General features: G+C 47.0%; 6 protein-coding genes and 3 pseudogenes. 6 read left to right on the top strand and 3 right to left on the bottom strand.

Features of this window, described 5'->3' with window-relative positions:
• Positions 1–1,045: 1,045 nt before the first annotated feature.
• From P150_RS15755 to P150_RS0102865, 5 genes and pseudogenes are all read left to right on the top strand, one after another.
• A pseudogene (locus P150_RS15755) lies at positions 1,046–1,989 on the top strand (glucosaminidase domain-containing protein).
• Between the two features lie 206 nt (positions 1,990–2,195).
• Positions 2,196–3,011: pseudogene (locus P150_RS15750) on the top strand (ion transporter).
• A gap of 192 nt (positions 3,012–3,203) precedes the next feature.
• A pseudogene (locus tag P150_RS15745) lies at positions 3,204–4,384 on the top strand (replication protein RepB).
• A 77-nt stretch (positions 4,385–4,461) separates the two neighbouring features.
• Positions 4,462–5,679: an NAD(P)/FAD-dependent oxidoreductase gene (locus P150_RS0102870; RefSeq protein ID WP_028896409.1), complete on the top strand. Its 1,218-nt coding sequence runs from the start codon at positions 4,462–4,464 to the stop codon at positions 5,677–5,679.
• Positions 5,680–6,144: 465 nt separating this feature from the next.
• Positions 6,145–6,594 (top strand): hypothetical protein, encoded by a 450-nt coding sequence (locus P150_RS0102865; RefSeq protein ID WP_051617477.1) that lies wholly within the window; start codon positions 6,145–6,147, stop codon positions 6,592–6,594.
• A 310-nt stretch (positions 6,595–6,904) separates the two neighbouring features.
• Here the strand turns inward: P150_RS0102865 and P150_RS0102860 are convergent, their stop codons facing one another.
• The 3 genes from P150_RS0102860 to P150_RS0102850 form a co-directional block, all read right to left on the bottom strand.
• Positions 6,905–7,663 carry an SDR family NAD(P)-dependent oxidoreductase gene (locus P150_RS0102860; protein ID WP_028896407.1) on the bottom strand — a complete coding sequence of 253 codons (759 nt, stop codon included), beginning with the start codon at positions 7,661–7,663 and terminating at the stop codon, positions 6,905–6,907.
• Positions 7,664–8,114: 451 nt separating this feature from the next.
• Complete coding sequence (gene rpsA, locus P150_RS0102855; protein WP_028896406.1) at positions 8,115–9,893, bottom strand: 30S ribosomal protein S1; 1,779 nt, start codon at positions 9,891–9,893, stop codon at positions 8,115–8,117.
• 111 nt (positions 9,894–10,004) lie between these two features.
• Positions 10,005–14,531 carry a translocation/assembly module TamB domain-containing protein gene (locus P150_RS0102850; protein WP_369793300.1) on the bottom strand — a complete coding sequence of 1,509 codons (4,527 nt, stop codon included), beginning with the start codon at positions 14,529–14,531 and terminating at the stop codon, positions 10,005–10,007.
• A gap of 434 nt (positions 14,532–14,965) precedes the next feature.
• Here P150_RS0102850 and P150_RS0102835 point away from each other — a divergent pair, with 434 nt between their 5' ends.
• Positions 14,966–16,318, top strand: coding sequence for a Na(+)-translocating NADH-quinone reductase subunit A (locus P150_RS0102835; protein ID WP_028896403.1), 1,353 nt, complete (start codon positions 14,966–14,968; stop codon positions 16,316–16,318).
• The last annotated feature ends 42 nt before the right edge of the window (positions 16,319–16,360 follow it).

Below are 16,360 nucleotides of genomic sequence, written 5' to 3'. Positions count from 1 at the left end.
ATATTCGGGCTGCAGTGCTCATTCGCACAAGACAATCTATGCCCTATCAATCTGTTCTTGCCGACAGTTGCAGCCTCCTTTTCTTTTTTGATTTATTATGTAATTTTGCTTTATAAGTAGGAATTTTATGTTTCTTTAAGTACTATGAATTAGAGAGTTAGGCCTTATTCAATGATAATAAGTATCTGATTTCCAACTGATAGATACAATTCCTTTGAATATTTTTATAGTGTTAAATAATGATAAAGTTAGGAAAAAGTCAGCCTTTAGTCGTTTATGTTTGACAAGTTCACTAATTTTGTTCATCGAAACTGAGTGCATACTTCAATTAGAACTATTAAATTTAGATAAATGAGGAGTAATATGAAAAAGTTAATTTGTTTGCAATCATTGCTATTGCATTATGTTGCTGTGCTTGTTCTTCTGACGGATGATGGGGTTAGTGAGAAAGAGAAACACAGCCGGAAGTAGAAGTGTCAAAGGATGAATATTATATTCGTTATGAAGTAACTTGCACGTCAGATAATCCCAAAAGTGTAAAAGAGATTAATGTAACAACGGGTCGTGGCAATAAGATTACGGAATGCCTGAAGGAACGACATCAAGATGGCAAGCTATCTTCGGTCCTGTAAAGAAAGGATACAATGCAATTTTATCGTGCCATAGTGAAGACCCATAAACGATAACAGTCGGTTCCACGCAAGGATTGAGGTCAGTAAGAATAATGGTCCTTTTGTATTTAAAAGGGAAGATCAAAATAAGGATATTTCATTGATGTATGTAATCAATTATTAACTTATTGAGCAGAAGAAAATGAGCGTGTTTTCTTCTGCTCTTTTTTTGCCTATTTAGGAAAGCACATAGTGCTGCGAATTTTTCTCCATAGAGCGTGTTGGCAGTAAGGAAAAGCGAAGAAACACGCATAAGCTGTTCCTCATAGATTGTATTTGATAATCTTTGAATTGAAGTTTTTTAAGTATTTATGTTTTGGACTTCCGTTCAAATACATTATATTTGCAGTTGGTTCACATATTTTCGCGTCTTGATGAAACGATTTACGCTTATTTTATGTTCCACTCTCCTCGTGTTTTGCTCGGCATTTGCCGCGCCAAAGCTGAAGTGGAACCAACGCTTTCAGGATTATTTCGACCGGTATAAGGATATGGCTATCGAAGAGATGCTCAAGTATGGCATCCCGGCGAGCATCACGCTTGCGCAGGGCGTGCTGGAAAGCGGGGCAGGGCAGAGCGAACTGGCACTGAAGGGCAACAACCATTTCGGAATAAAATGCCACGGATGGGAGGGACGAACCATCTACCACGACGACGACCTTCGGGGAGAGTGTTTCCGTGCCTACGACAGCGTGATGAGAAGCTATGAGGACCACTCCCGGTTTCTCAGCGGCAGGCAGCGTTACAGCAGTCTTTTCCGCTCTCAAGAACCGACTACCAGGGCTGGGCACACGGACTGAAGCGTGCCGGATATGCCACCAACCCCGTGTATGCCCAGAAACTTATTGACATTATAGAGGTCTACAAGCTCTATGAATACGACAAGGCAACGTCGAAATGGCGTCGTCCACAGGCGTGCAACGAGAATCCTGTGGTGCAGCGGCAGCAGCCCGAGACGGCTTACGACAGTAATGCGCACGTGCCGAAGATATTCAATGAAAACTGCTATATCAATGTGCGTCAGGGCGATACGTTCAAGAGCCTCGGCAAGGAATTTAATATCAGTGCGCGGAAATTGGCGACATACAACGAGCGCAAGGTGGGCGACAGGCTGAATCCGGGCGAAATCATCTGGCTGAAGAAGAAGCAGAAGCGTGCGCCGAAGCAGTTCAAGAAGTGTCCGCACGTTGTGGGCAATTCGGAAAGTCTTTACGATATTGCCCAGAAATACGGCATAAGGCTCAAGAGCCTCGTGAAGAAAAACCGTAAGTTGGCTGAGGACGGATTGCGAGTGGGCGACAAGGTTAGGATTTATTGATGAGTGGACGAGGGGGAAGAGTTTACAAGTGGACGAGTGAACGAGGAGACGAGGAAACAAGTTTACGAGTGGACAAGGCGACAAGAAGATAAGTTTACGAGGAGATGAGTTTGCAAGTCGATGAGTGGACGGGTTTGTTTGTGTAGTCTCCTTCTACTCTCTTCGCAACGCAAATCCCTTTGTAATTAAACAAACTTGGCAGAAGAATGAAACTACCCGACTGGTTGCAGAAAGAACAGCTCTACGAAATCATATTCGAGTCTGACACAAAGCGTGGAAAACTCTTTGACGAATGGCTTATCTTCGCCATTCTGGTAAGCCTTATCGTCTCGTTCGTGAAGAGCGTGGACACACTTCTGCCCGGAATAAAGGACGGACTGGACCATTGCACAGGAATTGTTTACGGTGCTTTTCACATTTGGAATACATAGCCAGAGTGTATTGTTCGCCACGCAAACGCGACTATATGCTCAGTTTTTTCGGCATCGTAGACCTGCTCGCCATTCTTCCTTCCTATCTCGGCGTGTTCTTCCCGAGTCTCGGCTATATGATTATCTTGCGTGTGTTTCGCTTTCTGCGTATATTCCGGGTCTTCAAACTCTTCACGTTCATCAATGAGGGCTATCTGCTGCTTGCATCCATTCGCAAGAGTCTGAACAAGATTTTGGTTTATTTCTTCTTCGTTCTCATCCTCGTTACCATCATCGGCACGCTGATGTTTATGGTGGAAAGCGGCGTGAATCCCAATTTCAGCAGCATCGGCACGAGCATCTACTGGGCGATAGTAACGATGACAACCGTGGGCTATGGCGACATTACGCCCGTTACAGGCGTTGGCAAGGTGTTGTCGGCGTTCGTTATGCTGCTCGGCTACACCATCATCGCCGTGCCTACGGGCATTGTTTCGGCAACGATTATCGACGAAACAAACAGGAAAGTGGTGGACAATGAATGCCCGAGGTGTGGCGAACGGGTGGAGAAAGGGAGACAGATACTGTTCGCATTGCGGCGAAAAGCTCTGACACCGATTGGGCAGAGACGGCGCAATCCGTAGAATGATGCAGGCGAAGAACCGCCTTTGCTTTTCCATCTATGCGACAACTGCGATTATTTTTGTCGCCAACAATCGCCCGAATCCGAAAAACTTTGTTTATCTTTGTAGTCTTAATATAAAATCGTTTTATGGCAACGACCGAAAAAAACAAAGAAGAAAGCTGCACCGACAGCGAAGAGAGCCCACGGCTGCGACCAAGAAAACGGCTTCGGCAACGAAGAAAGCCACCACGCGCAAGAAAGGAGCGAAGCCAAGAAAGCTCCGGTAAAGCGCGGAATATCGGACGAACTGATACCGATTGAGGAAGAAACGTGGCTCTTGCAGCCCATCGCCGTTACGATGATGCGCCACGACTATTCGCTCATTCAGGTGCGCATCCTCGTTTCCATCGTTGAAAATCTTCAGCAGATTCTTCACGGAATCCTCAACAACAAGCGGAATCCACAGCTCGATCTCTTCAAGACCGACGAACTGGACGAGGACGGCCGTATGCCTATCAAGGCTGCCGTTCAAGGAGCTTGCGTGGATCCGAACCATTATCCGCAGTTGCGCAACTCGCTGAAGATGCTTTGCTGCCATCCCGGTGGAAATACCCTACAAGACGAGTGAGGGACGAAAGTACACGAAGGCGACGAACCTCTGCGACGTTTATATTCCCGAAGACCGTTCCTATAACAAATATGCCATCCTGAAGCTCGACCAAAGCGTGGCAGAACGCCTTGTATCGCTCGATTTCGGCTATCACAGACTCGGCAAGCAGATTGTGTTTGCCTGCAAGAACCGCTATACGCAGCGCATTTATATGTTCATCGAATCGTGGGTGGAAAAAGGACGCACGGTAATCAAGACTCTGGAATTCAGGAAGATGCTGCGACTGGAGAACAACTACAAGAAATTCTCCGACTTCTGCCGGCGCGTGCTCGACCCTGCATTGCAGGAACTCAAGGAACTGCCGACAAGGGCTATTGCGATTGCTACTTTGAATACGAAAAGAAATACGACCACGGGCAGCGTGGTGGCGAACCCGACGAACTCATCTTCATTATCTACAAGGCGAAGGACAAGATGAATGCGCAGCTCGAAGAGATGAACGAGCGTCAGCGGCTGCAGTTCCAGCAGATGCTGATTACTTATTTCGAGTTTGCTCCGCAGAATGCTAAGGATATGGCGGTGCGCATCAATGCCGAAACCTATCCGTTGGCGATTCAGAAACTGATGGAACTGCGCGAACGTTTCAAGACTACGATGGTTAAGGACAAGGCTGCCTATACCTTCAAGAGTTTGGACCAGATGCTGAAAGAACGCGAGGTGCCCAACACGCACGTGGAAGAAATAGAATAGGTGTGCTGCTTTGCTTCTGCTTTGTCAGCCCGCTTGTTTGTGTGTATTCCTTTTAAATTCAATCATTTATCCCCATTATGTCGCACATTGCCATCATAGGTGGAGGGGCAGCAGGCTTTTTTGCTGCCATTGCCGCCAAGGAAACGAATCCTCACGCAAAGGTAACTATCTTTGAGAAGGCCGGTCGTGTGCTGGCGAAAGTGGGCGTTTCGGGAGGTGGACGCTGCAACCTTACCAATTCCTTTGAGGAAATTACCGACCTGAAACAGGCATATCCACGTGGCGACAAACTATTGAAACGACTTTTCAAGTCGTTTGATCACAAGGATGCCTACCGATGGTTTGAGGAACACGGAGTGAAATTGACCACCCAGGCCGACCAGTGTGTGTTCCCTGTGTCTCAGGATTCGCAGACCGTGATAGACTGTCTTACGCACACGGCATCGAAACTGGGTGTAGAGGTAAAGACACACTATGCGCTGGAAGCTGTTGAGCCATTGAGCGATGGCAGACTGGAGGCAAGGTTCAAAGCGCACGGTTCGGAAACTTTCGACAGAATAATCGTTACTACGGGAGGTTCGCCTCGTGCTGAAGGGTTGCAGTATCTGGCCAGTCTTGGGCATAAAATAGAAGCACCGGTGCCGTCGCTCTTCACGTTCAATGTCAGCGAGAAGGCTTTTTGCAGCCTGATGGGCACGGTGGTGGAGCCGGTTTCGCTCTCTATTCCCTCTACAAAGTTTCGCAGTCAGGGGCCGTTGCTCATCACACATTGGGGAATGAGTGGTCCGGCAACGCTGAAACTCTCATCCTATGCAGCCCGATACGTAAGCGAATGTGACTACGAGTTTCCCGTTTCCGTGAATTGGTTGAACGAGACAAACGCCTCCATCGTTGAAGAACGCATTACGGGCATCATTGCAAAGAATCCGAAAAAGCAGCTCGGCAGCGTCCGTCCCTATGAATTGTCAGGCAGAATATGGAATTATCTCATAGAGCGTGCAGGGCTGTCGCCCGAAAAACGTTGGGAAGAACTGGGCAAGAAAAGCATCAACAAGCTGATAGAAACGCTGACGAACGACACGCATCGGGTTTCGGGCAGGGGCACATTCCGCGACGAATTTGTTACGTGTGGAGGTGTCAGTCTGAAAAGCATCAACTCCAATACGCTCGAAAGCAAGCTCTGTCCCGGTCTTTTCTTTGCCGGAGAGATGCTCGACATTGACGCAATAACGGGTGGTTTCAATCTTCAGGCAGCTTGGACAACGGGTAAAGTGGCAGGCAGCAATCGTTTGTGAGAGGATTAGCCTGTATTCTTTGTAGGTCTGCATTACGTTTTTGCGAAGAGTTAAAAACGTTTTTAATTTATTGTTTATCAGATGTTTATAAGTTCTGTGTTTCGCTATCTTTTGGCTTAATCTCTCATAGACCTCACAGGATCACAAATATTCTTTTTACCTTCTCTGTGTTTGGGAGCTAAGAGAGAATATCTGTGATTCTGTGGCATCTGTGAGAGATTGTTATATTATTTCTGCCTCGGATAAAGATTTTTGCTTTTCATCGGTTCGTTTTATTTAACTAATATTTTCTCAAGATTGAACATATAGTGCAGCCGCTGCGTTTATCTTTGCAAACGTAACGGGAGGAATGTAGGTGCTCTTAATTATGAGTCTGATTTAATCTATTGAATTAACCGAATAGTCTTAGATACTGTGCTGCCCGTTGTCAGGAATCGAAAGACTTATTTGCCTAAATGATTTGCAATGAACACAATTATTGAAAACGAGATGAAAAGCGTAAGAGATTCTGAAGTGAACGAGAAGGAAATGCAGAGAATGTGCCGTGAAAGAATGTTGGAAACCGTGGTGGCTGACTTCAGGAATCTGATAAAACGCAGTCCGGAGGAAGGTTTGGTATGGAAAGGAACGAAGTGCGACTTGGTGGAACTCTGTCATTCGGTGTGGGAAACGCAGGCCTTGCGCAATGAGCGGGGTGTGCCATTAGGCTTCGGAGCTATCGTGAACAGCATTTTCCACGTGCTGAATGTGGTTCCTCCGAAAGCACCTGCCGTAGTCTACTCGCATCTGGCCGACAGAAAGAATGTGCGTGTGTGCAGCATTACGGAACGTTACCTCTATTTGATGCAGCACGAAGCCGTGAAAGACCCGATGAAACTGGATATCAAACGGAAAAGGATGAGTAGGAGGATGTGAGGTTTTTGAATGTGAAATGGAAGATGGGAGATGTTAAATGGGAAACGTGAAATGTTAAATGTGAGATGGGAAATGTTAGATGGGAAACGTGAAAAGTGAGATGTAAAATGGAAAATCTTTATTTCTTGTACGGGTGTAAAATGTGTACGCAAAATTTATTAAACTATGGTGAGGTAGGGAAGGCTAATAGTGCTGAGCTGTGTCGTTACCATCAGCCACTTTCCGTGCAAAAGTATAATCTATGCTTAACTTTTTCTCCTTTTCTCCTTTTCTCATTTCCCATCTCCCATCTCCCATTTAACATTTCCCATTATTTCCTCATAATGACACTTCCACTTGCTTGATGTGTAGCCAATACGAGCACTTCTGCAATTTGTACGTGTTCGGGAGCGCTTGCTGCATAGAATGTTACGTCGGCAATGTCGTCGCCGGTCAGAGGTTTGATACCTTTATATACGTTTTCTGCACGTTCGTCATCGCCGTGGAAACGGGTGTTTGAGAAGTTGGTTTGAACGAGACCGGGCTTAACGTTGGTAACACGGATGGCAGTATCGGCAACGTCGATACGAAGTCCGTCTGTTATGGTCTTCACGGCAGCTTTCGTGGCACAATATACATTGCCGTTTGCGTAGGCTGCATCGCCTGCTACGGAGCCGATGTTGATTACGTGACCGTGGTTGCGTTCCACCATTCCCGGTACGATATAGCGTGTCATAGTGAGCAAGCCCTTGACGTTGGTATCAATCATTATGTCCCAATCCTCGAAGTCGCCGTTGTATTCAGGATCTAACCCGAGCGCAAGACCGGCGTTGTTCACGAGTACATCTATCTTTGCCCACTTTCCTGTAAGACTTTCCACGGCCTTTTTGGCAGCTTCACGGTTGCGGACATCAAACTCCAATACACATACTTCTGCACCCAACTGCTCCAGTTCGGTCTTGAGAGATGCTAATTTGTCGGCCTTTCTTCCTGTGATGATTACGTTATATCCACCCTGTGCAAACTTCTTTGCGCAGGCTTCTCCGATACCACTCGTGGCACCAGTTACCATTACGATTTTCTTTTCCATTGTATTATTCATTAGATTGTTTGTTTTGATAGAAGCAAAGTTACAGAGTTTTGTTTACAATACAAAAGGATAATGCTGAAATTATGATTTAAAAAGCAATCTGTATGGAAGAGTGACTCTCGCAGATTTCGCAAATCTCGCTGATTCATATTTTGTTTTATCTCATAGATTCGCATAATCTGTGCAATTTACGAGAGAATATTTCTCGCTGATTTCGCGAATCTCGCTGATTTATCTTTTTGGTCTTACTTCATAGATTTGCGTAATCTGCGCAATCTGTGAGAATATATCTCACGCAAATTTCGCAGATGACGCAGATTTATCTTTGGAGATTCAGTTTGTAGATTCGCGTGATTTGCGAAATCTGCAAGAAGCCCATTCACAGACTTAAACAAAAAGCTGAACCCAAACGGATTCAGCTTTGATATGATTTAGAAAGTTGTAAGCAGAATTACTTACCTTCTTCCATCTTCTTCTTGAGGTCAGCGAGTACACCGAGGTCGCCGAGAGAAGTGCCGGCAGCAACATTGTTGATCTGTGCTGGCTGCTGCTCTGCCTTACGGTTGTTGCCACCGCGTGAACGGCGTGGCTGCTCTTCCTTAACTTCCTCGAATGTGCGAGAGTGAGAAAGGATGATACGCTTTGTATCCTTAACGAACTCGATTACTACGAATTCAAGTTCTTCGCCGAGCTGTGCCTGTGAGCCATCCTGCTTAACGAGGTGCTTTGGAGTTGCGAAACCTTCGCCACCTTCGTTCAATGTGATAACTGCACCCTTGTCCATAGCCTCTGTAATCTTACCTACGTGAGTTGAACCCGGTGTGTAGATTGATTCATACTCATCCCAAGGATTGGATTCGAGCTGCTTGTGGCCGAGGCTGAGACGACGGTTTTCCTTGTCAATCTCGAGAACTACTACGTCCATTTCTGCGCCCTGACTTGTAAATTCAGATGGGTGCTTAACCTTCTTGGTCCAAGAGAGGTCGCTGATGTGGATAAGACCATCAACACCTTCTTCGAGTTCTACGAAGATACCGAAGTTTGTGAAGTTGCGAACCTTAGCGAGGTGCTTAGAACCAACTGGGTACTTCACTTCGATTGTTTCCCAAGGGTCTTCCTTCAACTGCTTGATACCGAGAGACATCTTGCGTTCGTCGCGGTCGAGAGTAAGGATTACTGCCTCTACTTCGTTGCCAACCTTCATAAATTCCTGTGCAGAACGCAAGTGCTGGCTCCAGCTCATTTCTGAAACGTGGATCAAGCCTTCTACGCCCGGCTGGATTTCTACGAATGCACCGTAGTCTGCCATCACAACCACCTTACCCTTAACGTGGTCGCCAACCTTGAGTTCAGACTCAAGTGCATCCCAAGGATGAGGAGCAAGCTGCTTCAGACCGAGAGCGATGCGCTTCTTGTCTTCATCGAAGTCGAGGATAACAACGTTGATCTTTTCGTCGAGTGTAACAACTTCGTGTGGATCGCTTACGCGGCCCCAAGAAAGGTCTGTGATATGGATGAGTCCATCAACGCCACCAAGGTCAACGAATACACCGTAAGATGTGATGTTCTTAACAACACCTTCGAGAATCTGACCCTTTTCAAGGTGAGAGATGATTTCCTTGCGCTGTGCTTCCAACTCTGCCTCGATGAGAGCCTTGTGAGAAACAACAACATTGCGGAATTCCTGATTGATCTTAACAACCTTGAATTCCATTGTCTTGCCTACGAATACGTCGTAGTCGCGTATAGGATGAACGTCAATCTGGCTGCCTGGGAGGAATGCCTCGATACCGAATACATCAACAATCATACCACCCTTAGTGCGGCTCTTGATGTAACCCTGAATGACTGCGTCATCCTCGAGTGCCTTGTTGATGTTCTCCCAGCTCTTCTGGAGACGAGCCTTCTTGTGTGAGAGTACGAGCTGACCAAGTTTGTCTTCCTGATTCTCTACGTAAACCTCTACCTTGTCGCCAGCCTTCAATTCTGGATTGTAACGGAATTCAGATGCTGGAATGATACCGTCGCTCTTGTAGCCGATATTAACTACAACTTCCTTCTTGTCCAAAGAAATAACAGTACCTTCTACAACCTGATGCTCCTGAATCTTGTTGAGAGTCTCGTCGTAAGCGTTGGTAAGTTCTTCCTTGCTTGCGTTTACAGAAGAGCCATTCTCGAACTCGTCCCAGTTAAAGTCTGACAACGGGTTGACGTTTTCAAAATTTGCCATAAAATGTTTAAAAAAATAATTTAATTAATAAAGTTTGACTTTATGTGAATAATCTCTATGGGATACAATGACCCCTAACAGGGTGCAAAGTTAGTAATAATATTCTGAAAACTAACGATTTTCCTTTTCTTTTTTGGCTTTTTTCCTTCTGATTCCAAAAAGATCCCACAGATTGGTGAAATCTTTCTTCATAATCAGTCCAATTCCCTGAGTGGTAAGTGAATTGCGCGTGAAGTATCTGTCGTTCGTGCGATTGTAGAAGTTGAGTGCGAGATTGCCGCTTGGGAAGAGCAGATACTTGATGTCGAAGTCGCCGATAAATGAAGATGTATTGGTGGCTACGTTGTCTCTGTATCCAAATTCTCCATTGAACAAGAGCCTGTTGTTCAATAGTTTACCCGAAAGTATGCCTTCGTATTCCGCATTGTCGAATCCTTCGTTGCCCGTGGCGATGTTTGCGCCGAAATTCCAGTTGCTGTTGTTGATGACGTTGGACAAAACGGTGTTGATTTGCTGCGACAACGTGCCCGAAAGAATGCTCTGCATAGCGAGCGACGCCTGTCCCGGCTGCGATGCGTCGCCCGGAACGGCATTGTTGGCAGTTTGGGGATAGAACCTTCCTACTGCAAGCAGATAGAGCACCTGCTGGTTGAGGTCCTGTTCCGAGTTCAAAACCGACCGGACCATCTGCAAGGCATCCGATGAAAGCGAGGGGAGATCCAGCCCAAAGGTAACGCCCGGAGCCATCGGCGTGCCTTCGATGTTGAGCAGACAGTTCACACGTGTGTTGCTGGTGTTGAACGAACGTCCAAGTCCCAAGTCGCTCAGCGGCACGGAGTTGAGTGCATAGACACCGTTGAGGTGCAAAGCCGCATTGTACGGGTCGCCTCCGAATGCGATGGAAGAGCCGGGCTGGAACACGAACTGTTTCTTGATGATGTTCTGAATAGTGAAATTATAGAGTCCGTGCGACACTTTGTAATTGCCGAAAAGCTGGAAAGCCCCCTTATTATAATAGGTGGCTCTGATGCCTCCCGAACCGTTCAGGGCAATGTTGTCGCCGGTGGCTTCGTCCATCAGCACTCCGAGTGTAAAGTCGGGAGTGGTGTTTATGAGGAAGTTGATGCGCAAATCGCTTGCGAAGTTCTTTTGCTGCTGACTTTCAGCTTCCTCTTTTTTAGCCTTGCTTTCCGTTGAAAGCGAATCGGTCAGCGTCAGTGCGAGCGAATCGTTGGCAGGCGTAATGTCTTGCCAACGGATGAATGAATTTTCCTTAATCGAGTTGTCGGCGGCATTATAGGTAATGTATGAATCCTTTTCGGGACGCATCTCCACGTTCAGCGTTGTTTCTTCCGAGCGTCCGATGATGGCACAGGTTCCTGTTCCGAACACTCTTCCCCAGAACGACTCCTTTCCCTTTCTTTTTGGGAAATTGTAGGCGAGGAGGTTGCGTGCATCTATGTTGATGTCGTAGGTCAGTTGCTTGAAGGACTGATGATGAATCCCTCCGGTTACGATTCCGATGTTTCCGTAGTCGTCGCGGATGGTGTCGCGGTCGAGAATGATTTCGTTTGGAACCATTCGTACTCTGCTGTTGTTCAGCCTGTAAGCAGCCCCTATGGGCGTGATGTCCACCTTGCCCGAAGCATACATATCGCCCTCAATGTTCACGTTCTTGAACGATCCCACCACCTTGCACCATCCACTTGCCTGCAAATCAATGTTGTCCATAAACGAACGGCAGTATTTCTTCAGGAAATAGAGGTTGGTGTTGTTGGCGAAAATCGGAAGATTCAGATAGCCGTTCTTGATGTCGATATAGCCTCCGATGTTGGTCTGCGAATTGTCGCCTGCATTTGCAACGGCATTGATGTTGATTTTTCCGTCCGAGTGTTCGTAAGTTGCATTCGCATAGAGTATTCCCAGTTCGCCACGCTCAAAAAGGAAGTCCTTTACCACGAGGTCGGCAGTAGCGTGAGGATTGTTGAAGAACGACTTCAGGACGATGGTGCCCGTGGCAAGACCGTCGAACTCCACGCTGCTGAAATTGACCAGTTCTAATATATAAGGTACGTCAATGTCTTTCAACTGCACTATCAGGGAGTCCTTGGAGTTGCCGCTCGTCTGTCCGTTCACGGTAATGTGCTGATTGTTGTTGGACACCTCGAAGTGTCTGATTTCGAGATTGTTCTGCGAGAAGGTAAGGTCGGACGGCTGCACATTCAATGTGATTGTGTCTATCTGAATTTCAGAAGGATTGAAATGAATCTGCGAAGTGAGGCGATTGCCGTTCCGATGGAAGGACGCATCGCAGTTGATGACGCCCGAAATGGGCTTGTTGCCCGGAATGTTGAAATGCGAATTGGTGGTGAGCGCACCGTTCTGAGCCTCGCCGTGCGTGCTGAGCGAGATTCTTCTGCCCGAGTCATCAACCCTTTCGGCTGCTATGTCTGCGTTGAGCGCATTTGCTGAAGTGGAAAGCGATACCTGAAGGTGCTCGATATTCTGCCCGCTTACGGTCAGTTCGGGTGCGTCGATGTCAAGGTCGAGCATTTTGGCACGCTCGTTCACGCTGGCATCGATTGTAGCCTCGGAGAAGTTTACCTTTGAGCCGATGATGCGTTTCAGCAAATCCGTGTTTCTGATGTTTGCATTCAGCTTGAAACTGTTGCCCGAGAGGCTGCTGCCGCTGCGCTGCTGCCTGACGAGTGCAGGGAGATAATGGTTGAGAACGTTGGCAATGCTCTGTGCGATGGTGCTGTAATCGTATGCCCCCAACAGGTTGATGTTGCCGAAATCGGACTCAACGCTCAGAGCCTTTGATGCAGGGCTGTTGCTCGTCTTAATGTTGAGCGTGTTGATTCTGAAGCTCTCGTTCTTGTCCACCATTGCAAAATGGTTGAGATTGAGCGTGCCGATGATATCGTCCACAGACGAGCCATAGCCCTTGATGGTCGTGGAGAAAGAGAACGTTCTGTCGCCGAGTGCATCCGAAAGCCGCAGGGCGTGCAGGTTCAGATGCTCTGCCTCGATGCTTGCCTCGGCATCAATCTTAGCCTTCTTTTCGATAAATGCACGTATGTTCTGTATTTTTCCGTCAATTCTTACCTTTCCGTTGATGTCGTTCAAGGCAAGAATGCCTTGGAAAGCATCATTGGTATAGCTGCCGTCTATGTCGATGTTCTGATAGGTATAGCCGTTTATCTTGAGTCTGGCAACCTTTCCTTTGGCAGAAACTGCTGTCAGTTGCTTGTTGGCATTGAATTTTATGTCGGTGGCTATCTCCTGCAAGCCTGAATTTCTGATGATGTTGTCAAACCTGAACGTCTGCGTTTTGACATTACCATATATATTATTGCCCTTCATTGCAACATCAAGTTGCACGTTTCCTAAATCAGTTTTCAGGTTTCCCTTCGCTGCGTAGCTGTTTCTGCCGCCTGCAACCTTTCCGGTGTATGCTATGTCGCCGATGCCTGCAAGTTCTTTCGTCAGCCGGAGGTTCAATATCCTGTTTATCTTCTGGGTGGCATTGCTGCGAATTTCCAACCGTTTCGCGTCAATATCCCACGAAAAATTCCTGAAAACATCGTAAACCTTTCCTTTAATGTCTATGTTGAAATTCCTGTCGGAGTTCAGCTTTAATGATTTTATTGCAACCGATTCGCCCGAAGTGTCCAATGCTCCGGTAATGAAAATCTTGTCGTCAATCTGTTTTAAGGCGGGAAGGAAACTTGCCAAGTCGCTGGGTGTAATTGAGGAATTTTCAATTACAACGCTGCTTTCTACCGATTTCAATGAAATCTTCTTGTCGGCAAACTTGTATTGCGCCGTAAACGACGGAATGCTGAGCGTGGAGTGGGGAAGCTCTATGGTAAAATCCTCTGCCTCTGCCTTGTTTTTGTCAGCAATAAGACTGAGCGCAATCTTTCTTACCTCCAGTCCCGAGCCTTCCGTGAAAGCAAGGTTTCTGATTCCGAAATCCATTTTTTCATCGGTCAGTTCGTCAAGATTGAAATGTCCGGAAATGTTTTTCAGGTCAAGATGCCTTGTGTTGAAAATCCCCTTTGTGATAGGTGCGTCCCATTCGTCGTATTTCACCGAGCTGTTTCGGATGATAAGGCTGTGGATTCTCAAGTCCAACGGCGTTTCGGTGTCCTTGTCCTTAGACGACAGCGCATCGAGGAGGAACTGGAAATTGGGTTCAGATTCCTTGTTTTTCTTGTATAAATCTGCGTTCAGCCCGAATAGCTGCGCCGACGAAATCCGTATTTTCCCGCTTCTTATCAGTTCTATGATGTCTGCCTTTGCAGCCAGTCTCGAAGCCTGAATCATAGCCTTGCGGCTCCGGTCTTCTATCAGCACGTCGTCGATGATGATATTATTGAAGACTCCGAGGGCCACACGCCCTATTTCCACCTTCGTGCCGAGCGTTTCCGAGAGTGCGTCCGCCACCGTAGACCCGATGAGTCTCTGTACCGGCTTCACGTGGAGCAGCACAGTTACGGCGAGATACAGACCCAGCAAAGTCCAAACCGTCCATCTTATTGCTATCTTGATTTTACCCATTGGATAACTTGATTTATGAAATACCGTCAGCAGGAAATCGTGCATCTTGCCGTTTACCGTCGGGGCAGCCATTCCAAGGGGTGCAGCGTGTCAATTCCTGATGCGTTTGTAAGTGGTTGAAAATCAGCGTGCATACTCTCGCTTTTCAATCTTGCGAAGAATGCGTTCCGTTTTTCGCAAGAATGCAGGGCAATCTTGCGAAGAATGCCCTGCATTTTTCGGTTACTTGCAAATCGTGTTTTCGTCGGTCGGAAATGGTTGCTGTGCTGCCGTTTCCTTGTCGTAATTCCTTTTGGGGAAGAAGCGGAAAGCACGGGAAAGCAAGCGCATTCAGGCGGAAATTCTGCCACCGACGGATTCGATTTTATTCAATTCAAATACAAAACTACGAAATTTCTTCTTTATTGTGAAATTTGTGTAAAAAAAAGTTTCTATACTGCCTGAAAATTGCTATATTTGCACAATAATTTAGCGAAAGATATCTTAAAATATTCCATTTTTAAATTATGGCAAATGTAATAAAGTTGCGTAAGGGGTTGGATCTAAATCTAAAGGGACGTGCTAAGGAACAGACATTGCCTTTAAAATCATCAGCAGAGTACGCTCTGGTGCCCGATGATTTTGTGGGACTGATGCCGAAAGTGGTGGTCAAGGAAGGCGACCGCGTGAAGGCCGGTCAGGCATTGTTCGTGGACAAAGGCTGTCCGGAGTTGGGATTTGCATCTCCTGTAAGCGGAACGGTTAGTGCGATTGAGAGAGGAGACCGGAGAAAGCTGGTTTGCGTGCGCATTCAGGCCGATGCTCAGCAAGAGTTTGTTGAGTTCGGAGCGAAGAATTTGGCTGACTTGGATGGCGAGGGAGTGAAGAAAGCATTGTTGGAAGCGGGCTTGTTTGGCTATATCAACCAGTTGCCCTACGCCGTGGTAACACGTCCGACAGAATCTCCTAAGGCAATTTTTGTTTCCGCACTCAGGGATATGCCTTTGCAGGGCGACTTTGAATACGAGTTGAGGGGTCAGGAAAAGGATTTCCAGACGGGTCTTACTGCGCTTTCAAAGATTGCGAAAGTTTATCTGTCTTTAGGCTCAAAGCAAAGTTCAGAAGCATTAACTGCTGCAAAAAACGTTGAACTGAATGTGTTTGACGGTCCTTGTCCTGCCGGAAATGTCGGCGTTCAGGTAAATCATCTCGACCCTGTGAATAAAGGCGAGGTGGTATGGACCGTAGAACCGACTGCCGTTATCTTCTTCGGCAGACTTTTCAATACGGGAAAGGTCGATCTGACACGCACCGTTGCCGTGGCAGGAAGCCGAGTGAAGAGTCCCGCCTACGTGAAGGCATTGGTGGGAACGCCTCTGTCCGTTCTCCTGGAGGGACAGTTGGAGGAGAAGGCGCACATACGTATCCTGAACGGAAACCCCTTGACGGGCGTTGTGGCAGGCGAGGGTGCCGTGCTTGGCGCACATACCTCCGAAGTAACCGTGATTCCCGAAGGCGACGATGTGGACGAAATGGCAGGCTGGATTATGCCTCGTTTCAACGATTTCTCCACTTCAAGAAGCTATTTCAGTTGGCTGTTGGGCAAGAACAGAGAGTACGACCTCGACGCCCGTATCAAGGGTGGCGAACGCCATCTGATTATGAGCGGCGAGTACGACAGGGTGTTGCCGATGGATATCTATGCGGAATATCTCATCAAGGCAATTATCTCTGGTAATATCGACCGACAGGAGCAACTGGGTATTTACGAAGTAAGTCCTGAAGACTTTGCGCTGGCAGAGTTTGTGGACAGTTCTAAATTGCCATTACAGAAAATCGTAAGAGACGGATTGAACGTTCTCAGAAAGGAAAACGCATAACTCCTTTCCAAGGAAATAACAACGTGAATTTTAATTAAGAAT

This window comes from Prevotella sp. HUN102 (genome assembly GCF_000688375.1).
Taxonomy (GTDB): Bacteria; Bacteroidota; Bacteroidia; order Bacteroidales; family Bacteroidaceae; genus Prevotella.
The sequence above is the reverse complement of the archived record's forward strand: the minus strand, read 5'-3'. Positions and strand labels throughout refer to the sequence as shown.